At 65.3% G+C, this 21,708-nt stretch carries 13 protein-coding genes; 12 read left to right on the forward strand and 1 reads right to left on the reverse strand.

The annotated features are described in order from the left end of the window. Window positions 1-5: 5 nt before the first annotated feature. Complete coding sequence (locus FCE95_RS02560; RefSeq protein ID WP_137265421.1) at window positions 6-1,880, reverse strand: iron-containing redox enzyme family protein; 1,875 nt, start codon at window positions 1,878-1,880, stop codon at window positions 6-8. Window positions 1,881-2,088: 208 nt separating this feature from the next. Here FCE95_RS02560 and FCE95_RS02565 point away from each other — a divergent pair, with 208 nt between their 5' ends. The 12 genes from FCE95_RS02565 to FCE95_RS02620 all read left to right on the forward strand — a co-directional run bounded on the left by FCE95_RS02565 (window position 2,089) and on the right by FCE95_RS02620 (window position 21,660). Then, window positions 2,089-3,114 (forward strand): glucokinase, encoded by a 1,026-nt coding sequence (locus tag FCE95_RS02565; RefSeq protein ID WP_137265422.1) that lies wholly within the window; start codon window positions 2,089-2,091, stop codon window positions 3,112-3,114. A 40-nt stretch (window positions 3,115-3,154) separates the two neighbouring features. Beyond that, window positions 3,155-4,159 carry a glycosylasparaginase gene (locus tag FCE95_RS02570; protein WP_137265423.1) on the forward strand — a complete coding sequence of 335 codons (1,005 nt, stop codon included), beginning with the start codon at window positions 3,155-3,157 and terminating at the stop codon, window positions 4,157-4,159. Next, window positions 4,156-4,887, forward strand: a complete 732-nt coding sequence (locus tag FCE95_RS02575; protein WP_137265424.1) for a copper homeostasis protein CutC — start codon at window positions 4,156-4,158, stop codon at window positions 4,885-4,887. The genes FCE95_RS02570 and FCE95_RS02575 overlap by 4 nt, the downstream gene beginning before the upstream one ends. A 247-nt stretch (window positions 4,888-5,134) precedes the next feature. Continuing rightward, window positions 5,135-8,107, forward strand: a complete 2,973-nt coding sequence (locus FCE95_RS02580; protein WP_137265425.1) for a TonB-dependent receptor plug domain-containing protein — start codon at window positions 5,135-5,137, stop codon at window positions 8,105-8,107. A 101-nt stretch (window positions 8,108-8,208) separates the two neighbouring features. After that, window positions 8,209-10,698 carry a GH92 family glycosyl hydrolase gene (locus FCE95_RS02585; protein ID WP_137266419.1) on the forward strand — a complete coding sequence of 830 codons (2,490 nt, stop codon included), beginning with the start codon at window positions 8,209-8,211 and terminating at the stop codon, window positions 10,696-10,698. A gap of 122 nt (window positions 10,699-10,820) precedes the next feature. Then, on the forward strand, window positions 10,821-11,864 hold the full coding sequence (locus tag FCE95_RS02590; RefSeq protein ID WP_137265426.1) for a LacI family DNA-binding transcriptional regulator: 1,044 nt from the start codon (window positions 10,821-10,823) through the stop codon (window positions 11,862-11,864). A gap of 40 nt (window positions 11,865-11,904) precedes the next feature. Continuing rightward, complete coding sequence (locus FCE95_RS02595) at window positions 11,905-13,182, forward strand: sugar MFS transporter (protein ID WP_137265427.1); 1,278 nt, start codon at window positions 11,905-11,907, stop codon at window positions 13,180-13,182. Continuing rightward, entirely contained in the window at window positions 13,179-14,171 is a 993-nt protein-coding gene (locus tag FCE95_RS02600; protein WP_137265428.1) for a carbohydrate kinase family protein, read from the forward strand. Before FCE95_RS02595 ends, FCE95_RS02600 begins: the two co-directional genes overlap by 4 nt. Continuing rightward, on the forward strand, window positions 14,168-15,367 hold the full coding sequence (locus tag FCE95_RS02605) for an AGE family epimerase/isomerase (RefSeq protein WP_137265429.1): 1,200 nt from the start codon (window positions 14,168-14,170) through the stop codon (window positions 15,365-15,367). The genes FCE95_RS02600 and FCE95_RS02605 overlap by 4 nt, the downstream gene beginning before the upstream one ends. A 4-nt stretch (window positions 15,368-15,371) precedes the next feature. Further along, window positions 15,372-18,008 (forward strand): beta-mannosidase, encoded by a 2,637-nt coding sequence (locus FCE95_RS02610; protein ID WP_137265430.1) that lies wholly within the window; start codon window positions 15,372-15,374, stop codon window positions 18,006-18,008. A 7-nt stretch (window positions 18,009-18,015) separates the two neighbouring features. Then, complete coding sequence (locus FCE95_RS02615) at window positions 18,016-19,395, forward strand: glycoside hydrolase family 47 protein (RefSeq protein ID WP_137265431.1); 1,380 nt, start codon at window positions 18,016-18,018, stop codon at window positions 19,393-19,395. 63 nt (window positions 19,396-19,458) lie between these two features. Further along, a complete protein-coding gene (locus FCE95_RS02620) occupies window positions 19,459-21,660 on the forward strand; it encodes a patatin-like phospholipase family protein (RefSeq protein WP_223266750.1) in 2,202 nt (733 codons plus the stop codon). Window positions 21,661-21,708: the final 48 nt, after the last annotated feature.

The raw sequence follows: 21,708 nt of genomic DNA on the forward strand, positions 1-21,708 counted from the left end.
CTCCGTCAGCGGATCATTTCCAACTGCCGCGCGTAGAGCGCGGCCGTGTGCCGCGCATCATCGACGATGTCGGCGGCGATGTCGCGGCCGCCGATCGCCAGCGCCGTCTCCACCGCCGCCAGCCAGCGTTGCAGATGGGCGACGTCGTTCTCGCCGTGGTAAGCGAGGAAGTTGAAACTGCGTCCCAGCCAGCCCAGCCGTTCCCGCAACAAGGGCAGCAATGCCGGCACGATCCGCTGGCCGGTGCCCTCGATGATGTACATCGCGCCGAGCAGGCCCAAGGCATCGGGCTGCGCGGCGCGGGCGTGCAGGTAGGCGTTCAGCGCCTCGCCGCCGGGGTTGCGCTTGAGCTCGTCGAGCGAAGCGACCTTGCCGCCGGCATTGCGGTAATCCTCGAACAGCACGTCGTAGTCGAACTGCTCGTCGTCGGCGTGGTGATGCACGGTGTCGCGCAGCACGGCGTATTTCGGCGTCAGATGGTCGGCGGCTTTGCGCATCCACAAACTGCCTTGGCGCACTTGCGGCACCCATTGCTCCATCCAGCCGACGTAATCGGCTTTGCCGACGCTGCCGTCCAAGATCTTGGTCACCAACGGCGTGCGCCAGACGCGGCTGCGGTAGTCGTGCCAGATCAGAGCGAGTTCGCGCAGCAATCGCGCGACTTCCGGCAATTGCTTGTCGTCCGCCGCGTGCGGCGGTTCCGGCAGCGGCACGGGCGATGGCGCTTCGGCAGCGATGGGCGCTGCGGTGGCGACAGCGGCGGGCGATGCCGCATCAACGACTTTCAACAGCGCGAACGCGACGGTGAACCGGCCCGATTCGGGCACGAACAGCAATATCGTATCGCCGGCCTTCGGTTTCCGCTCGCGCAGGAAATCGTCGAGCATGGTGAAGATCGAGGCCGAGCCGAGATTGCCGCGAAATTTCAAATTGCTGTACCACTTGCTTTCCGGGATGTCGAGCTGGGCCAGCTGCAGGCATTGCTTGACCACCGGCGCGAAACGTTCCGAGGAGTAGTGGCAGAGAAAGTGGTCGATCGATGCCGGATCGATCGCGCCGGATTGCGCCAGCTTCACGTACTCGTGCGTGGCCACATCGAACAACTGCGGCAGCAAGCGGATGTCCTGGCGCAGCAGCATCGCGCCGGCGGCGTCGGCGGCGGTGAAATCCTCATGGTCGCCCCACAGCCGACCATCGGGCGCCTGGCCCGCCTGCATGCACAGCGGCAATTCGCCGGAGAACGATTTCAAGTGCAAATGCTCGAGCTTCAACGACAATCCTTCGCCGGGCCGCGTGGATAGGCGCCAGGCACCGGCGCCGTCGGACAGCATCCAGCGCAGGAAATGCGCGTCGAAATCGGCGTCGTAACCTGCAGGCGCGAAGCGCGAACGCTTGAACAGGCGCGACGGGAATTCCGCCGTTGCGACGATCGCTTGGCGATGCTGCCCATGCTGCAAGGCCAGCGCCGCATGCTGCAGCGCCGCCATGCCCGAGGCGCAGACGCCGTGATGGCTGGCGGTGGTCATCGCCGGTGCGCGCAATTCGGCCTGCAGCATATTGGCGAAGCCGGGCAGGATCAGATCGCCGGACGAAGTCGCCGCGGCCAGCAGATCGACGTCGCCCAACGCGGCTTCGCCGCCGCCGTTCAAGCAGGCGCGCACCGCGTTCGCGGCCAAGGCCGCGCAAGTGTGGGTGCTGCGTCCTTGATCGTCGATCGCGTAGTGGCGGGTGACGATGCCGTTTTCGCCCAAGATGCGGCGCTTGATCCGCGGCGAAAGGGCGTTGATCGGTGCGATGTAGCGATCGATGTCGTCGTTGCCGACCGGCTCCCCCGGAAAATAGGCGCCGGTGGAGGTGATATAGACCTGGTCGAAGCGCATGTGCCGTCCCTGTTCCTACCCGGCTTTATACCGAAAAGGCGCGCCTGGAGTGAAAAAGAATAAGAAACGCGGCGTTGGGCTTAACCCGTTCCTAACCGGCGCCCGTACGCCCGCGCCCGGCCGCCGGCCATAGGAATATCGGCCGGAATATTCAATAATCGCTCGCCGGGGCACGATGGCCTCGAAGGAAATCTTGGCCCCGGGTCGCATGGTTCAGAGCGCAATCGCTGCAGTGCCCGGCGCTTCGCCGCGGGAACGGCCTTTCATCGCCGCCGACGTGGGCGGCACCCATGCACGGATCGCTTTGATGCAGCCCGGCCTCGGCGGCGGCGCCGCGGCCATGCTCCATTACCGCCAATACGTTTGCGCCGAGCACGCCAGCTTGGCGGCGATCGTGCGCGATTTCGTGCAACAGACCGGCGCCGACGCGGAGCGCGCGGCCATCGCCATCGCCGGCGTGCTGAACGGCGACGATTTGGTCAACAGCAACCTGCCTTGGCGCGTGTCGTTGTCGCAATTGCGGCAAGCGCTGGGGCTGGAGGAAGTCGCGCTCATCAACGACTTCGAAGCCATGGCCCGGGCCACGCCCTACATCGACCCGGCGGCCGCGACGCTGGTCGTCGGCCCCGCATCGGCGATGCCGACGGGACCGACGCTGGTGATCGGCCCCGGTACCGGTCTCGGCGCGGCTTTGTGGTTGCCGCCATCCTCGCGCGGCGGTCGCGCCAGCGTGATGCCGACCGAGGCAGGGCACGCGGCGCTGGCGCCCGGCAACGAGCGCGAGCTGGAAATCGTGCGTCGCCTGCTTCAACGCTGGCCGCATATCGACAACGAGCGCGTGCTGTCCGGCCCCGGTTTGGCGAACGCCTACCGCTGCTTGTGCGAGATGGCCGGCGTCGCTCCGCGTACGTCCGATCCGGCCGCCATCGCGCTCGCCGCGCAAGACGGCAGCGACGCGCAGGCGCGCGAGGCGCTGGAGGTTTTCTGCGCGCTGCTCGGCAGCGTCGTCGGCGATCTGGTCCTCACCTTCGGCGCGCAAGCGGTCTACTTGGCCGGCGGCATCCCGGCGCACATCCAAGCCTTCTTGCTGCGCAGCGATTTCGCCGAACGCTTCCTCAACAAGGGTGTGTTGCGCAGTGTATTGGCGCAGGTGCCGGTGTGGCTGATCGAACACGGCCGCTACGGATTGATCGGCGCGGCCGCCTGGCATATGGACCGCCAGATCGCCGAGTGAACGCGTTTCGGCTCATCCGCTCGCCCATCGGGAGACCTTCATGACCACACGCCGCGATTTCCTGCAGACCTCGTTGCTGGCGGCCGGAGCGCTCGCGCTTCCCGGCGCGGTCCGCGCCGCGTCCGCGCAAGCGCGAGGCAAGGTGGTGTCGACCTGGGATTTCGGCGTGGAGGCCAACCAAGCCGCTTGGAAAGTCGTGGCCGGCGGCGGTTCGGCGTTGGATGCGGTCGAAGCCGGGGCGCGCTGGGCGGAAGGCGATTTGTGCAATTCGACCGTGGGCCGCTGCGGCAATCCCGATCGCGACGGCGTGCTGACGTTGGACGCCAGCATCATGGACGGCGACGGCCGTTGCGGCGCGGTGGCGGCGTTGCAGGACATCGCCCATCCCGTCTCGGTGGCGCGACGGGTGATGGAGAAGACCCCGCATGTGATGCTGGTCGGCGAAGGCGCGCAGCAATTCGCGGTCGAACAAGGTTTCGCCAAAGAGAAACTGCTGACGCCCGAGGCCGAGAAGGCTTGGCGCGAATGGCTCAAGACCGCCAAGTACCAGCCGCAGATCAATGCCGAACGCGCCAAGCTGCCCGGCAACAAGGAAAACCACGACACGCTCGGCATGCTCGCGCTCGACGCTTCGGGCAAGCTCGCCGGCGCCTGCACCACCAGCGGGATGGCGTGGAAGATGCACGGGCGCGTCGGCGACAGCCCGATCGTCGGCGCGGGCCTGTACGTCGACAACGACATCGGTGCGGCCACCGCTTCCGGCGTGGGCGAGGAAATGATCCGCAATGCCGCCAGCTTTCTCGTGGTCGAACTCATGCGCCAAGGCCGCTCGCCCGAAGACGCGTGCCGGGAAGCGATCGACCGCGTCGTGCGCAAGCGTCCGCAGGCGAGCAAAACCTTGCAGGTCTGCTTCCTCGCTTTGAACAAGCACGGAGAAGTCGGCGCCTTCGCCTTGCACAAGGGTTTCGTCTATGCGGTCTGCGACGCCGCGAAGCAAGACGCGCTGCTCGAATCGCGTTCGGTCTACGCGACCGAACAGAAATGACCGCGCCGCTGCTGGAAATCGCCGCGAATTCGCTGGCTTCGGCGCTGGCCGCGCAAGAAGGCGGCGCCGACCGGATCGAACTGTGCGAGAACCTGGGCGAAGGCGGCACTACGCCTTCGCACGGCACCTTGTCGATGGTCCGCGATAAGCTGCGGATCCCGGTCTACGCCTTGATTCGCCCGCGCGGCGGGGATTTCCTGTACGACGAGGTCGAACTCGAAACCATGCGCCGCGACATCGAGCACTGCGTGCGCTTGGGATGCGATGGCGTGGTGATCGGCGCGCTCGATGCCGACGGCGATGTCGATGCCGACGCCTGCCGCGTGTTGATGGCCGCCGCGGGCGGACTGGGCGCGACCTTCCATCGCGCCTTCGACGCGGCCCGCGACCGCGCGCAAGCCTTGCAGGACATCGTCGCGCTGGGCTGCGAACGCGTGTTGACTTCCGGCGGCGCCAACGATGCATCGACCGGCGCGGCGAGCATCGCCGATGCGGTACGCAGCGGGGCAGGGCGCATCCGCGTCATGGCCGGCGCGGGCATCACGGTCGACAACGTCCGCGAGATCGCCGCGCGCTCGGAAGCCCAAGAGTTCCATGCCTCCGCGCGGTCGCTGCGACGTTCGGCGATGCGTCATCGCCAGCAGGGCCTGTCCGGTTTGGAGCCGGATCGCATGCAGACCGATGCCGCTGTGGTCCGCGCCTTAGTCGAGAGACTGCGCGGCCTATAGAGCCCGCATCGTCATTCCCCGCCTTCGCGGGAATGACAGCTCGAAGCGCAATCCCCAGCGATTGCACGGTCCTCCTTGCTGCGCCGCGTCATGCCTTCCGGCCGTATCCGTGATTTATTTAGATCGATCCAGTTCACAGGGGGACTGGATCGTCCGGCGCAGCCGGATTTATTTGCTCGATGATTTAGATCGATCTAAATCGCATGAATCCAATCATTAAGCCGAATTTACGAGCGAGGGGAAGATCGTGAACCAGCAGCCCAGGCTAACCCGCAATGCCCTGTCCAAAGCGCTCCTGCCGATTCTGTTCGCGCCTTTGACGGTGCTGGCTCAGACCGCCCCGGAACCGCCGGCGCAAGCGCCCCAGGCGGCGTCCGCCGAAGCAGGCGCGAAGCAACTTGACAAGGTCACCGTCACCGGTTCGCGCATCAAGCGCGCTCAAGTCGAAGGCCCTGCGCCGCTGACGCTGATCACCGCGGAACAGATCAAGAAGGAAGGCTTCGTCACCGTTTACGATGCGCTGACCACGCTCAACGAAGCGATCGGCACGGTCGAAGCCGACGTGCAGTGGGGTTCGCACACGCCCAACGCCAGTCCGCTGAATCTGCGCAATATGGGCCCGGGCCGCAGTCTGTTGCTGGTGAACGGCCGCCGCGTCGCCGATTACCCGCTGCCGTACGGCGGCCAAAGCAATTTCGCGAATTACGGCAATATTCCCGCCGCCGCGGTCGAACGCATCGAAGTGCTGACCGGCGGCGCATCGGCGATCTATGGTTCGGATGCGGTCGCCGGCGTGGTCAACGTGATCCTCAAGCAAGGCTATCAAGGCGACGAAATCCGCATGCGCATGGGCGCGTCCACCGAAGGCGGGCGCGAAACGACCGATATTTCCTGGGCCGGCGGCAAGAGCGGGCCGCAATGGAACCTGACGTACGCGGTGCAGTACACCAAGCAAGAACCGCTGTTCGGCCGCGACCGGCCGAAGATGGACGACGCCAGCGATGCGCCGTATTCCTCGTGGAATCCGGAGCAGCGCAAAGTCGGTTTCAGGCCGAGCACAGGCCTCGGCTTGATCGACGCCGATACCGGCAATCGCGTTGCGCCGCCCGCTGGTGCCTGCGATCACTTCGGCGGCGAGTACTACTTGGCCGACCGCCTGCTGTACAACCGCAACAGCGGTACGGTGACGAACACCGGCCAGCTTTGCGGATTGAGCGCGGATTTCGCCAACTGGCTTCTGCGCAGCGGCAGCGAGGATTGGTCCGGCTATCTGCACGGCACCTGGGATTTCGAAGGCGGTTTGCAGGCCTGGGCGAATCTGGCCGTGTACGATTCGACAGGCATCTGGGGTACGTCGCCGCCGGCGGTGGTGCTGCCCGGCGGGCCGGAATTCCCCGCGTTCCATGATGCCGGCAGCGGCCGCAACCTGATCGGCATCCGCAACATCACGCCGCGCGAAGCCGGCGGCTTCGACGCGCTGCGCAATTCCAACAAGGAAAGATCCTGGGATTTGAGCGCCGGCTTGCGCGGCAGTTTCGGCGATGGCTTCGATTGGGAAGCGTCGATCGGCCGTGCGCGCTATACCGTGCGCGAGAACATCGCCACCGTCGATTGGAACAAGTCCGAAGACTATTTCCTCGGCCCGCAATTGGGCACCACGCCCGACGGTCTGCCGATCTACGATCTGGACGAATCGCGCTGGTGGAGTCCGCTCACGCCCGAGCAATACCGCCAGTTCGGCGCGCATTCGATCAACCAGGCCTCGTCTTGGGTGAACCAGGCCAGCTTCGCTATCGACGGCGATCTGTTCGAAGGCTGGGCCGGCCCGATCGGCTTCGCCGCGGTGGTGGAGGCCGCGGAGCAGGGCTATCGCTTGCGTCCGGACCCGCGCGCCAATCTGGATTACGAAGTGCAGAACGTGGACCGCGGCGGCGGCGAGCGACGACGTTATTCGGCCGGCGTCGAATTCCAGGTTCCGCTGCTGAAAACGCTGACCGCCACCTTGGCCGCGCGCTACGACCGCTACGGCGACTACAAAGCTTTCGACAACGAAAGCCGGCTGTCGATCGGCACCCAGAGCGAATCCACTTGGAATGCGGGCCTGGAGTGGCGGCCCCTCGACAACCTGCTGCTGCGCGGCAGCTATGCGACCAGCTTCCGCGCGCCGGACATGCACTATCTGCTGGCGCAGCCGAGCTCGTCGCAAGTACAGACCACCGACCCGTACACCTGCATCCAGAGCGGCGACTATTTGATCGCCAATTGCGGCCAGGGCAGCCCGCATTTCTATGTCTTCGACATCAACCGTCGCGGCACGCCCGATCTGCGCTCCGAACTCGGCAATTCCTGGACGGTCGGTTTCGTGTGGGACGTGATCGACAATCTGTCGATCACCTCGGACTACTGGTCGATCGACCTGGAAGACGAAATCCGCGACATCGGCGAGGACACGGTGCTGCGCGACGAGGCGGGCTGCCGCACCGGCAAGACCGTCGACCCGAACCTGTCATGGTCGAATCCGGGCGGGGCCGAATACTGCGCTTCCATCGTCTCGCGCGTGAAGCGCGACGCGAGCGGCCAGATCGTTTCGGTCGAGCGCGGGCCGATCAACATCGCCAAGAAGCACGTCGAGGGCATCGACGCTTCGTTGCGCTACCGGCTGGATACGGCGCGCTGGGGCAATTTCCAGTTCGCTTTGAATTACACCAACCTGCGCTCGTTGCGCGAGCAGACCTACCGCACCGACCCGGATCCCGAACGCCGCGATCGCGACATCCGCAGCAAGGTCCGCGGCAGCGTCAGCTGGCAAGGGCAGAAGTGGAATTGGAACGTGTACGGCGACCGCATCGGTTCGGTGCCGGGCGTGCGCTACCACTGGACGGCGGAGCAAGGCGGGTACGGCGGCTGCACGCCGTTCCCGGACGGCGGCGTGCCGAACGACCATGCCGATTGCGTGGACACCGATCCGAACAGCCCGACCTACCGACAGCAGACTTCGCGCTATTTCGGCCGGGTCGGGCCTTCGATCACCTGGAACTTCAACGTCGGCTACCAGCTCAGCGAGCGGTCGAAGGTGAATTTCTACGTCAACAACGCCTTCAATAGCACCGGCTGGAACCACAAGGATCCGTACAAGCTGGATTACGAGTTCTACAACAGCCGACTGTTCAGCCCGGTCGGGCGGGAGATCGCGCTGGAGTACGTGCTCAAGCTAAATTGAGCGCATCGTGAGCAGCCGAGCCTGAAGCGATGACCAGAACCGGAAGGAGCCTTGTCTTGCGTAGTCTCCGCATCGGCGGCTCGGCCGCTCTCATGCTTGCGATGGCGCTCGCTTTCCTTCTCCCATCGGGAGAAGGCGGCGCGGCGGCGCCGGACGAGGGTTCGGCGCCGGCGCGCGGCTCCGACCGCAAACCGAATCCTCATCCTCCCTTCGGGCACCTTCTCCCGAAAGGAGAAGCAACGGCAAGCGCCGCCGGCGACGACCTGGCGGCGCAGGTCAACACCTACATCGGCACCAAAGACGACGGCAACACCTTCCCCGGCGCATCCGCTCCGTTCGGCATGATCCAGGTCAGCCCGATCGGCACGCATTACTCCGGTTGGCGCTACGACGACCCGAAGATCCGCGGCTTCGGCCATTTCTTCCTGTCCGGCGCGGGTTGCTGGGAGCAGGGCGGGCAAGTATCGGTGCTGCCGGTGACGGGCAAGATCGGGCCCGGCGGCCGTTTCGATACGGCCAAGGTCGAGAGCTTCGATCAGAAGAACTACGCATCCTCGTACCGCCACGCAGGCGAAGTCGGGCAGGCCGGTTATTACAGAACGCGGTTGACCGATTACGGCGGTATCGATGCCGAAGCCACGGCGCTGACCCGCGCCGCGGCGGAGCGCTATACGTTCTTCGGCGGCGCGCAGGGCCACCTGCTGGTCAATCTGGGCCAGGCCAACGAGCGCCATCGCGTGACCCGCAGTGCGCTGCGCATCGTCGGCAACGATACGGTAGAAGGCGAAGTCGAAACGCTCAGCTTCTGCGGCGGCAAGCGCTACACCACCTGGTTCCGGCTCCAATTCGATCGGCCCTTCCAGGCGCACGGCACCTGGGACAAGGACGGCGGCGAGCCGGATTCGCGCGAAAGCCGCGCCGACGAAGCGCCGAACGGCGCATGGCTCAGCTTCGATACGCGCAAATCGAAAACGGTGACCGTGGTGAGCGCGGTGTCGCATGTCGACCTCGAAGGCGCCCGCAACAATTTACGCGCCGAAGGCATGCGCGGTGGCCGCCTGCTCGGCTTCGATCGGATGAAGGCGCAGGCTCAGGATGCTTGGCGCAAAGAGCTGGGCAAAGTGCGGATCGAGGGCGGCAGCCCGGGCGACCGCACCGTCTTCTATACCGCGCTCTACCATGCTTTCCTGCAACCGCTGACCGGCAGCGATGCCGACGGCCGCTACCGCGGCTGGGACGATGCGGTCCATCGCGCCGACGGCTGGACCTACTATGAATTCTTCTCGCTCTGGGACACCTACCGCACCCAGAACCAATGGCTGGCGATGACGCAGCCGCAACGCGCCCGCGACATCGCGGCATCGGTATTGAAAATCCAAGAGCAGGGCGGCTGGCTGCCGCGCTGGGGCTACGCCAACTACGAGACCAACATCATGACCGGCGATCCGGTCACTCCTTTCCTGGTCGATTTGTGGCGCTTCGGCGCCTTGCGGGGGAGCGAGCGGCAGGCGTACGCCGCGTTGAAACAGAACGCCGACGGCTTGCCGCCGACGGAATCGCGGATGGGCGGGCGTTCCGGCAACGAAAGCTATCTGCGTCAAGGCTTCGTGCAATACGACAAGGCGTTCAAGCCCAAAGGCATGGACGTCGACCCGCACCACGGCGGCTCGGCCACGCTCGAATACGCGCTGGCCGATTGCTCGCTGGCCCAAATGGCCCAGTCCCTGGGCGAAACGAGCGACGCGAAACGCTACTCCGAACGCGGACGCAATTGGCGCAAGCTTTGGGATGCCGACGTGCGCGACGAAACGCGCGGATTCGTCGGCTTTCCGCGCCCGCGCACGTTGGATGGGCGCTGGTACACGCCGGAAAAAGAAGCCTACAGCCCGGCCTCCGACCACGGCTTCCACGAAGGCACCGCCTGGCAATACCAATGGCTGGCGCAGCAGGACGTCCCGGGTTTGGTGCAAGCCATGGGCGGACAAACCCAAGCCTTGAAGCGGCTGGATGCGTTCTTCGCCTACGACGATCTATTGGCCAATCCCGCGACCGCGGCGCGAAAGGATTGGGTAGTCGGCCCTTACAGCTACTACAACCAATACCGCTACAACCCGAACAACGAGCCGGACTTGCATACCCCTTGGATGTATACGCTGATCGGCCGGCCCGCCAAGACCGCGACCGTGCTGCGCGCGGCGCAGACTTTGTTCGCCAACGCGCCGAACGGCGTTACCGGCAACGACGATCTCGGCACGATGTCGGCCTGGTATTTGTTCAGCGCGATCGGCTTGTATCCCGCAGTGCCGGGCACGGGGCAACTGCTGCTGCACACGCCCCGATTCGCCCGCGTCGAAATCGATCTGGGGGAGGGCAGGACGCTGCGGATCGAAGCGCCCGGCGCGGACGGCCGCAAGCTGCAGTACGTGGCCGCAGCGAGCATCGAAGACAAGCCTTACGAAAAAGTTTGGACCGATTGGGCGGCATTGAGCGGCGGCGCGACGATCGCGTTCCGCTTGACCGAGGATGCCGATACGGCCTGGGGCACGGTTCCCGCCGATCTGCCGGCATCGCCTTGCGCAGCGCCGCGTTGAGGCCGGGTCTCGTGGGATATCCCAGCCGCCGCCCTCGCCGTGCAATGATTCGCCCTCTGCCAATGGATGGGGACGAGCGTCGTGAGCACCGTAATCGCCTTCTCGCTGCGGGAACCGACGCCATGAGCGACCCGCGCAACGTCCGCAAGGCCGTGACCGTCACCGACATCGCGCTCGGCAGCGGCGTATCCCGCGCCACCGTGTCGTTGGTGCTGCGCGGCAGCCCGCTGGTGCACGCCGATACCCGCGCCAAGGTCGAGGCCGAACTCAAGCGCCAAGGCTACGTCTACAACCGCAGCGCGGCGAACCTGCGCCGGCGCACCTCGTCGAGCGTCGCGCTGGTGATCAACGATCTGTCCAACCCGTTCTTCGCCGAGTTCGCGGCCGGCGTGGACGACGCGGTGGCCGCCGAAGGCTATGTCGTGCTGCTGGGCAATACCGGCGAATCGCCAGAGCGCGAGCGCGCGGTGCTGGCTTCGCTGATGGAGCACCAGCCGGCGGGCGTGATCCTGTCGCCGGCCGAACACAGCGACGGCGAACGCTTGGAATCGGCCTTGGGCACGCAAGCGCCCGTGTTGGTGTTCAACCGCGAGTTGCCGGGTGCGCATTGGGATTTCCTGGCGTTGGACAATCGCCATGGCGCGCGCCTGGCCACCGAGCATTTGCTGGAACTGGGGCATCGCCGCATCGCTTTTTTCGGCGGCCATGCCGACTCGAGTTCGTGCCGCGAGCGCAGGCAGGGCTATGCTGACGCGCTGCAGGCCGCCGACATTTCGCCACAGCCGCAATGGCAGATCGAAACAGCGCCGACCCGGCTCGACGCCGCCGCGAGCAGCCAAGCCTTGTTCGCGGGCGCGGCCGACGCTCCCACGGCGGCCGTCTGCTACAACGACACCGTCGCTTTAGGCTTGATGCTCGGCTTGACTGCGCAGGGTCGCCGGCCGGGGCATGATTTCGCGCTCACGGGCTTCGACGACATTCCGGAAGCCGCGCTGGCGACGCCCGCGCTGACCACGATCGCGGTCGACCCGCGCGCCCGCGGCCGCCAAGCCGCCGAATTGCTGTTGCAACGCATCCGCGAGCCCGAACGCGCCGCGCAACGCACGATCGCTCCGGTGCGTTTGCTCGCGCGTGCGAGCAGCTGCGCGCCGCTGGGCAGCGCGTGATGTCGGTCCACTTATCATTCCTGACGAACAAGACTCGCCGATGAACCCCAAGGCTTCCGTCGACACCCGCATCGCGCTGATCGCCATGACTGCGATCTTCTTCATGTGGGGCTTCATCACCGAGCTCAACGACGTGCTGATCCCGCACCTGAAGTCGGTGTTCGAGCTGAAGTACTGGCAGGCGATGCTCATCCAGTTCTGTTTCTTCGGCGCCTATTTGGTGATGGCTGTGCCGGCCGGGCTGGTGGTGGGTCGCGTCGGCTACAAGATCGGCATCGTGATCGGCCTGCTCGTGGCGGGAGGCGGCGCGCTGCTGATTCTGCCGGCGGCGCAGATGGGCGTGTACGGGTTGTTCCTGTTCGCGCTGTTCGTCTTGGCCAGCGGCATCGTCGTGCTGCAGGTTTCGGCCAATCCTTACGTCAGCCTGCTCGGCGCACCCGAACGGGCGCCGAGCCGCTTGAATTTCGCGCAGGCCATCAATTCGGTAGGCCACACCATCGGGCCTTGGGTCGGCGGCGCGCTGATCCTCGGCGCCACCCATCTCAGCACTCAACAGCTCGAAGCTTTGCCCGCGGCTGAGCGAGCACAAACGGTGCAGCCGCTGTATCTGGGCGTAGCGTTGGCTTTGATCGTTCTCGCAGTCGCCGTATACCTATTCCGGCTACCGGCGCATGCCGAGGCTACCGAGCGCACCGACGCCGGCGGGCATCGTTTCGCCGACGTGCTCAAGCATCGGCACGTGCGCTGGGGCGTACTGGCCATCTTCTTGTACGTGGGCGCCGAAGTGGCCATCGGCAGCTTCATCGCCAACTACGCGATGCGGCCGGATATCGGCGCCATCGCCAAGGAAGACGTCGGCAAGTACGTGTCGGCCTACTGGTTCCTGGCGATGGTCGGCCGCTTCATCGGCGCGGCGCTGCTGCTCAAAGCCAATCCGCGGCGGCTGTTGGGCGTGTATGCCGCGGTCAATATCGGCCTGTTGCTGCTCACCATGTTCAGCACCGGCCCGCTCGCGATGTGGAGCGTGATCGCGATCGGCCTGTTCAATTCGATCATGTTTCCGACCATCTTCACCTTGGTCATCGACCGGCTCGGCCCGTTGGTGCCGAAAGCCTCCAGCCTGCTGGTGATGGCGATCTTCGGCGGCGCGGTGGTGCCGTTCCTGCAAGGGCACTTGGTCGACTTCATCCAAGCCAACACCGGCAACGAAACCTTGGGGCTGCAATACGCCTTCGTGCTGCCGGCGCTGTGTTACGCCTACATCGTCTGGTACGGGTTGCGCGGTTCGCGTCTGGCGCCGGAGGCGCCGAAGGCATGACGCGTCCCGGCACGATCGTCTGTTTCGGCGAAGCTCTGATCGATTTTCTCGCCCAACTGCAGGCTTCCGGCGCGCCGCGCGCTTTCCTGCAGTTCGCCGGCGGCGCCCCGGCCAACGTCGCGGTCGCGGTCGCGCATCTGGGCGGCGATGCTCAGTTCGTCGGAATGCTCGGCGAGGATATGTTCGGCGATTTCCTGCTGGAAAGCTTGAGCGATGCCGGAGTCGACACCCGCCATGTCGTGCGCACCGGCGCAGCTAAGACCGCTCTCGCGTTCGTCGCCCTCGACGGCGATGGCGAACGCAGCTTCAGTTTCTACCGGCCGCCGTCGGCCGATCTGCTGTTCCGCGCCACCGATTTCCGGCCGGCGTGCTTCGACGGCGCAGCGGCCTTCCACGTCTGTTCGAACAGCTTGACCGAAAGCGAGATCGCGGAAGCGACCTTGGCCGGCATGCGCATGGCTCGCCAAGCCGGCGCGCTGGTCAGCATGGACCTCAACTTGAGGCCGGCGCTGTGGCCCGACAATGCGGATCCCAGGCCGCGGCTTTGGGCTGCGCTCGAGGCGGCCGACGTAGTGAAACTGGCCCGCAGCGAATCGGAATATTTGGCGGACGCTTTGTCCGGCGACGAACGGGCCGTGCTCGCGAGGCTGTGGCAAGGCCGTGCGCAAGCGGTCGTGATCACCGATGGCGCAGCGCCGGTGCGCTGGCACACGCGAAAGGCCTCGGGCGAATTGCCGAGCTTCGGCGTGCGCGCCGTCGACACCACGGCGGCCGGCGATGCTTTCGTGGGCGGCTTGCTGCATCGGCTCGCGCAGGACGGCGTCGACGGCGCCCGCTTGAACGAATACCTGAACGACGCGACCGCATTCGTCGATTCCCTACGCTTCGCCGCCGCCGTCGGCGGCCTGGCCGTCACGCGCCACGGCGCTTTCGCCGCGATGCCCAAGCTGGCCGACGTGCAGGCCTTGCTGGATACCCGATCCCCATGAACACGCCCGATATTCCCGCGCCCGATTTCCGTTCGCCGGCCTTCTTGCGCGCCCATGTCGCACGGACGATGGCGTTCTACCACCCGCGCGCGATCGATCCGGCGGGCGGTTTCTACCACTACTTCAAGGACGACGGAGCGGTATACGACGCCAGCCATCGCCATCTGGTGAGCAGCACGCGCTTCGTCTTCAACTATGCGATGGCCTACCGCGAGTTCGGCGACGAGGCTTATCTCGCTGCGGCTAGACACGGACTCGATTACTTGCGGCAGGCGCACCGCGACCCTGCGAGCGGCGGATACGCTTGGACGTTGCGCGACGGCGCTCCCGAAGACCGCACTAATCACTGCTACGGCGTCGCTTTCGTGCTGCTGGCGTATTCGACCGCGCTGAAGGCCGGCATCAGGGAAGCGGCGCCCTGGATGGACGAAACTTGGCGCCTGCTGGAAGAGCGGTTCTGGGATGGGCAAGCGGGGCTATACCGCGACGAAGCCGACGCCGATTGGAATTTTTCGGATTACCGCGGCCAGAACGCGAATATGCACATGTGCGAAGCGATGCTGGCGGCCTTCGAAGCCAGCGGTGATAAGCGCTATTTGGATCGCGCCTTGCAACTCGCCGATCGCATGACGCGGCAACAAGCCGCTAAGGCCGGCGGATTGGTCTGGGAGCATTACGACCGCGATTGGAACGTCGACTGGGACTACAACCGCGACAATCCCAAGCACCTGTTCAGGCCTTGGGGCTTTCAGCCGGGCCATCAGACCGAATGGGCCAAATTGCTGTTGATCCTCGACCGCCACGTCCAAGCCGATTGGCTGGTGCCGAAGGCGCGCCATCTTTTCGATACGGCATTGGCGCGTTCGTGGGACGAGCGGCGCGGAGGCATGTATTACGGCTTCGACCCGGAAGGCGCCGTCTGCGACGACGACAAGTATTTCTGGGTGCAGGCCGAATCGCTGGCCGCGGCCGCGTTGTTGGCCGCGCGCACCGGCGAAGCGGGCTACTGGGATTGGTACGAAAAGCTATGGGCGTACTCCTGGCGCCATTTCGTCGACCATCGCTACGGCGCTTGGTACCGCATCCTCGACGCGGACAACCGCAAATACGGCGACGAGAAGAGCCCGGCCGGCAAAACCGATTACCACACGATGGGCGCCTGCTACGAGGTGCTGAACGTGCTGCGGAAGACGTAGCCGCATGGCCTCGGCGCGCAGGCTCGGTTGGCTTTTGGCCGCGCTGGCGTCGCTGATCGCGCCCGGCGCCGATGCGACTGGATGGGTCTCGACGCCGCTGGAAAACGGTTGGCGTTTTCGTTTGTCGCCGCAAGATCACTCGGCGGTCGAACATGCGCAAGCTGCGGCCTGGCATCCGGCGAAAGTACCCGGCCACGTGCATACCGATCTGCTGACCAACCGCTTGATCCCCGATCCTTATGCCGGGGCGCCCGAGGCGGGTTTGCAGTGGATAGGCCTGGCGCGTTGGGAATACGAGACGCGCTTCGACGTCGATGCCGCCACGTTGCGGCGCGCGCGCGTCGACTTGGTGTTCGAAGGGTTGGACACCTTCGCCGAGGTCGGTCTGAACGGCGAGAAATTGTTGTCGGCCGACAACAGCCATCGCACTTGGCGTATTCCCGTGCAGGGCAAGTTGAAAGCGCGGGGCAACGAGCTGCGCGTCGTCTTCGATTCGCCGATCCGGCGCCTGCTGCCGCAAGTGCAGGCGATGCCGCACAAGCTCGCAGGCAACTATCCTTCGCCCTACGGCGACGAGCCCAAAGACGCGATGACCGCGAACTTCGCGCGCAAGCCCGGCTACCACTACGGTTGGGACTGGGGTCCGCGCTACGTCACCGCTGGCCTGTGGCGGCCGGTGCGGCTGGAAAGCTGGGAGGGACTGCGGATCGCGGATTTCCACATCCGTCAACACAAGGTCGGTGCCGATGCCGCCGAGTTGACGGCCGAACTCGAGATCGAGTCCGAACAGGCGGCCGTAACGGCCATTCGCATCGCATATGCGAATCCGGACGGCAAGACCGCGAAAACGAGCAAGGAACGGAAAGCCCTGCAGCGTGGCCTCAATCGTATTTCGATCCCGATCCGGATCGCGCACCCGCAACGTTGGTACCCGGCGGGCTACGGCAAGCAGGCCTTGTATCGTTTCTCCGTCGAAGCGGAAGGTCAGGGCGGCGATCGCGCGCAATCCAGCCTGCGTACGGGCTTGCGCAGCGTCGAGCTGCGCCGCGACAAGGACGAGCGGGGCAGGGGCTTCGCCTTCGTGATCAACGGCATCCCGGTCTTCGCCAAAGGCGCCAACGCCATTCCGTTCGATGCCTTTCCGGCGCGGGTCACGCAGGCGCAGCTTCGCCGCGTGCTCGAATCCGCCCGCGATGCGAACATGAACATGATCCGCAACTGGGGCGGCGGCTACTACGAAAGCGACGCGTTTTTCGAGCTGGCCGACGAACTAGGGCTGATGGTCTGGCAGGACTTTATGTTCGGCGGCGGCATGCAGCCCGGCTACGATCCGGATTTCCGCGCCAACGTCCGCGCCGAAGCGCGCGATCAGCTGCGCCGTTTGCGCAACCATCCCAGCATCGTGCTTTGGTGCGGCAACAACGAAGAAGAGACAGCCTGGAAGGACTGGGGCAACGGCAAGAAACTCGACGAAGTCGATCCGGCATTCGCCGCGAAGGTTTGGGCGGGCTACGAACAACTGTTCGGTCGCGATCTGCGCGAGGTGGTGGCGCAGGAAGGAGGCGGCGTGCCGTATTGGTCGAGCTCTCCCAGCAACGATCTCGACGGGCCGAGCAACGATACGGACAACGGCGACAAGCATTATTGGGCGGTCTGGGCCGGCTCGGAACCGGTCGAAAACTACCTGAGCGAAACCCCGCGTTTCATGTCCGAATACGGACTGCAAGCGTGGCCGGAAATGAGCACTATCCGCAGTTTCGCCGGCGCGGACGACTTGCGGATCGATTCGCCCGTGATCCGTGCCCATCAGAAGTTCCTGGCAGGCGACGGCAACCAGCGCTTGCTGCACTACATCCGCGCCGAATACGGCGAGCCGCGCGATTTCGAGGATTTCGTCTATCTGAGCCGGACGCTGCAGGCCGAAGGCATCGAATTGGCGGCGCTGCACCATCGCGCCTCGCGGCCGTGGACGATGGGTTCGCTTTACTGGCAGCTCAACGACGTTTGGCCGGGCGCTTCCTGGTCCAGCATCGACTATTACGGCCGCTGGAAGCCGCTGCATTTCCACGCCAGGCGTTTCTACGCCGACCTGGCCGTAGCGGCGTTGCGCAGGGACGGAGAAACCGAAGTGACCCTGGTGTCGGACCGGACAGGCACCGTACGCGGCGAACTGCGGTTGCGCGTGCTCGGCTTCGACGGCACGACGTATCGCGACGAGCGCAAGCCCGCGACCTTGGCGCCGTCGTCGGCGACGCGCATTGCCGCATACCGCGATGCTGACCTGCTGGGAAACGCGGATCCGCGCAGTACCGCGGCCGTATTCGAACTGCTCGTCGACGGCCGCCCCGTTTCGCGGCGCATCGTCTATTTCGGCGCCGCCAAGACGCTGGTTTATCCGTCTGCTGCCGTAAAGCAGGAATGGCAGAAGACGGCCTCCGGCCATCGCCTGCGGCTGACGGCGACGCAAGGGCTCGTCCGTGCGCTGTGGATGGATTTCGGAAATCTCGATGCCGAAGTTTCCGACAACGCCTTCGACCTATTGCCCGGCGAAACCGTATCGCTGACGGTTTCCTCTCCGGCGTCCTTCGACGAACTCCAGCGCGGCCTGAGCTTGCGCTGGCTGAACAACCACCCGAGGTGAGAACGCGATGAAAGCGACTTTCTTGAGCGCACTGGCTTTCCTTGCGCTGGCGCTCGTTCCGATGAAGGCGCCGGCCGCCGAACCGGCGATGAGCGATGCCCAAGCCGCGAAGCTGGCCGAACGCGTCAAGGCCGAAACCCGGCACGCCTGGCAGGGTTATAAACGCCAGGCCTGGGGCCATGACGCGCTCAAACCGCTCAGCGGGAAACCTCACGATTGGTACGGCGAATCCTTGCTGATGACTCCGGTCGACGCGTTGGACACGCTGATCCTGATGGGCTTGGACCAGGAAGCGAAGGAAGCCCGCGAGCTGATCGCGACGAAACTGTCCTTCGACCGCGATCTGAACGTGCAGAATTTCGAAATCACGATCCGCCTGCTCGGCGGCCTGCTCTCGGGTTACGAGATGACCGGAGACAAGCGTCTGCTCGATCTCGCGCAAGACTTGGGCAAGCGCCTGTTGCCGGTCTTCGAATCCAAGACCGGTTTGCCCTATACGCACGTCAATCTGCGGACGGGCAAGGTCAGCGGCAAGGTCAGCAATCCGGCCGAGACGGGCACACTGCTGCTGGAATTCGGTACTTTGAGCAAACTCACCGGCGATCCGGTGTATTACGACAAGGCCAAGCGCGCGCTGGTCGCCACCTACGAGCGCCGTTCCAAGATCGGCCTGGTCGGCGCGGCGATCGACGTCGAAACCGGCGAATGGACGGCAACGGACAGCCATATCGGCGGCGGCATCGATTCCTACTACGAATACCTCTACAAGTGCTGGCTGCTGTTCGGCGACGCCGACTGCAAGAAAATGTGGGACGACAGCATTCCCGCGGTCAACCGCTACTTGGCCGACGAGGTGCGCGACGGCGAGCTGTGGTACGGCCGCGCCGATATGGCGACGGGCAAGCGCAGCGCGACCCGCTACGGTGCGCTGGATGCGTTCATGCCGGCATTGCTGGCGCTGGGCGGCGATCTGGACCGCGCCCGTCGCTTGCAGAATTCGGGGCTGAAGATGTGGCGGCTGCACGGCATCGAACCCGAGGCGCTGGACTATTCGACGATGAAGGTCACCTCGGGGTCGTACCACTTGCGTCCGGAAATCGTCGAGTCGGCTTACTACCTGCATCGTCTGACCGGAGACGCCGAGTACCGCGCCATGGGCCGCGAATTCTTCGAGGATTTCGTGAAGCATTGCCGTACCAAAGACGGTTATGCTGCATTGAAGGACGTGCGCACGATGCAGAAGGACGATTCCATGGAGAGTTTTCTGTTCGCGGAAACCTTCAAGTACTACTACCTGCTGTTCGCGCCGGCGGAAAAGCTGGATTTCGACGCCATCGTCTTCAACACCGAGGCTCACCCGTTGCGCAGGAAGACGGCGAGCCGGTAGCCCCCGAATCGCGCCGGCGGCATACTTCGCCCGACACGGATGCGGGCGAGGAAAGCGATGGGCATGGCGGCTTGGGCGAGGGCATCGGTTTTCGGCGCGTTGTTGGCCGCGAGCGCGCCGGCGGCAGCGAAAACCTGTCTCGTGCTCGGCGGCGGCGGCGCCCGCGGCGCGGCGCATATCGGTGTGCTCAAGGTGATCGAGCGCGAGCGCATCCCGATCGACTGCATCGCCGGCACCAGCATGGGCGGCATCGTCGGTGCGCTGTACGCCTCCGGCTATACCGCCACCGAAATCGAAAGCATCCTGGACAGCATCGACTGGGGCCGCACGCTGCGCGACCAGCCGCCGCGAGCGCTGGCGTCGATGCCGCGCAAGCGCGACGAGATGCAATATCTGCTGGTCGGCGAAATCGGCCTGGGCAAGGACGGCAAGCTGCGCATGCCCACCGGCGCGGTGCAAGGACAGCAATTGGAACTGCTGCTGCGCCGGTTGTTCCTGCCGGTTTCCGGCGTGGAAAGCTTCGACGCGCTGCCGATCCCCTTCCGTACGATCGCCACCGATATCGGCACCGGCGAGGGCGTCGTATTCGATCGCGGCGACCTGGCCCTGGCCGCGCGTTCGACGATGTCCGTGCCCGGCGTGTTCGCGCCGGTGGACTACGACGATCGCTTGCTGGTCGACGGCGGCGTGGTCGAGAACGTGCCGATTTCGCTGGCCCGCAGCATGGGCGCGGACCGGATGATCGCGGTCGACGTCGGCGCGGGTTTGCTGCCGAAGGAAAAATTGACCTCGTCGCTGGCGATCACGCTGCAGACCCTGTCGGCCTTGATGGTGCGGCGTACGCAAGAGCAATTGGCGACGCTCGGCGAGAACGACATCCTGATCAAGCCCGAGCTGGGCGACATCGGCAGCGCCAGCTTCGACCGGGCGATGGCGAGCGTGCCGATGGGGCAGGCGGCGGCCGAGGCTATGCTGGAACGACTGCGCGGGCTATCGGTATCCGAAGCCGAATACACGGTCTGGCGCGAACGGCATCGGCGCCGCGATTTCGATCCACCGCTGATCGCTTTCCTGGAAGTGGCCGGACAACGCAGCCGGACGGCGGCGCAGGTCGGCAACCGTTTGTCGAATCTCGCCGGCAAGCCCTTGGACACCGCCGCGCTGGAAACCGACATCAATACGGCCTATGCCGCGGGCGACTATCAGCGCATCGGCTATCAGCTGGTGCGGCGCGACGGCGAGACCGGTTTGCGCATCGTCCCCGAGGACAAGGCTTGGGGGCCACTGTTCTGGCGCGCCGGCTTGTCGTTGAGCGACGATTTTTCCGGACGCAGCAACTACCAATTGAACGTGGAAACGCGCTTGACCGGCTTGAACGAGAAAGGCGGCGAATTGCGCGGGCGCTTGGAGGCCGGCGAAATAGGCGGGTTGCGCTTGGATCTGCGCCAACCCTTCGGCGCGCGCGGGCAATACTTGGCGCAACCGTATCTGCAATATCGCGCTTTCGATCAGCCGCTGTCGTTCGAACCGGGCAGGACCTTCGCCCAGTTCCGAGTGCGCGAAGCGACGGCGGGATTCGAAGTAGGCTGGTTGCCGACGCCGACATGGCAGTGGTTCCTGCGCGCCGAAACCGGCCGGGATTGGCTGAGTCCGAAGATCGGCGATCGCGCTCAACTGGCGAGCGCGCGCAACGACTGGGGCGCCTACGGCATCGGCGCCGTGCGCGATACGCTCGATTCCGTGCAGTTCCCGACGCAAGGCAGCCGTAGCCAGTTGACCTACTTGCGCGCCAGTTCGGCGCTCGGCGGCGACGACGACGGCGACGTGGTGAACTTCGCCTGGGACAAGGCGCTCGGCAACGGCCGCCACACCGTGCTGCTCGGCCTGCGCGGCAAGACCGTCTTCGGCACGCCGGAAACCATCCGCACCACCAGCTTCATGGGCGGGCTGGCCAACCTTTCGGGCTTCGGCGAGCGCGAGGTGATCGGCAACCACAGCGTCCTGGCGCGCGCGGTGTACTACCGCCGCTTCGGCCGGCTCGACGCGTTGTTCTCGGTGCCGGCCTATATCGGCGGCAGCTTGGAATACGGCGGCGCCTTCCAGGATCGCGACGAGATCGACGGCGGCAGCCTGATCGCCGCGGGCAGCGTGTTCCTGGGCGTGCAGACGCCGCTGGGGCCCATCTTCCTCGGCTACGGGCGCAACGATCTGGACCTGGATTCGTTCTATCTGACGTTCGGATCGCTGTTGCGGCCGATCGAATGAGGGGGGATGGCCGGTTTTGAACGTTTTCGGTCTTTCACCCCCAAACAG

Origin of the sequence: Luteimonas gilva (assembly GCF_005239095.1) — a bacterium.
In the GTDB taxonomy this organism is placed as follows: Bacteria; Pseudomonadota; Gammaproteobacteria; order Xanthomonadales; family Xanthomonadaceae; genus Luteimonas_C; species Luteimonas_C gilva.

Bases quoted from the DNA above. Each gene is read 5' to 3' on its own strand.
- FCE95_RS02560 (WP_137265421.1), bottom strand. From the start codon at position 1,880: ATGCGCTTCGACCAGGTCTATATCACCTCCACCGGCGCCTATTTTCCG.
- FCE95_RS02565 (WP_137265422.1), top strand. From the start codon at position 2,089: ATGGTTCAGAGCGCAATCGCTGCAGTGCCCGGCGCTTCGCCGCGGGAA.
- FCE95_RS02570 (WP_137265423.1), top strand. From the start codon at position 3,155: ATGACCACACGCCGCGATTTCCTGCAGACCTCGTTGCTGGCGGCCGGA.
- FCE95_RS02575 (WP_137265424.1), top strand. From the start codon at position 4,156: ATGACCGCGCCGCTGCTGGAAATCGCCGCGAATTCGCTGGCTTCGGCG.
- FCE95_RS02585 (WP_137266419.1), top strand. From the start codon at position 8,209: ATGGCGCTCGCTTTCCTTCTCCCATCGGGAGAAGGCGGCGCGGCGGCG.
- FCE95_RS02590 (WP_137265426.1), top strand. From the start codon at position 10,821: ATGAGCGACCCGCGCAACGTCCGCAAGGCCGTGACCGTCACCGACATC.
- FCE95_RS02595 (WP_137265427.1), top strand. From the start codon at position 11,905: ATGAACCCCAAGGCTTCCGTCGACACCCGCATCGCGCTGATCGCCATG.
- FCE95_RS02600 (WP_137265428.1), top strand. From the start codon at position 13,179: ATGACGCGTCCCGGCACGATCGTCTGTTTCGGCGAAGCTCTGATCGAT.
- FCE95_RS02605 (WP_137265429.1), top strand. From the start codon at position 14,168: ATGAACACGCCCGATATTCCCGCGCCCGATTTCCGTTCGCCGGCCTTC.
- FCE95_RS02610 (WP_137265430.1), top strand. From the start codon at position 15,372: ATGGCCTCGGCGCGCAGGCTCGGTTGGCTTTTGGCCGCGCTGGCGTCG.
- FCE95_RS02615 (WP_137265431.1), top strand. From the start codon at position 18,016: ATGAAAGCGACTTTCTTGAGCGCACTGGCTTTCCTTGCGCTGGCGCTC.
- FCE95_RS02620 (WP_223266750.1), top strand. From the start codon at position 19,459: ATGGCGGCTTGGGCGAGGGCATCGGTTTTCGGCGCGTTGTTGGCCGCG.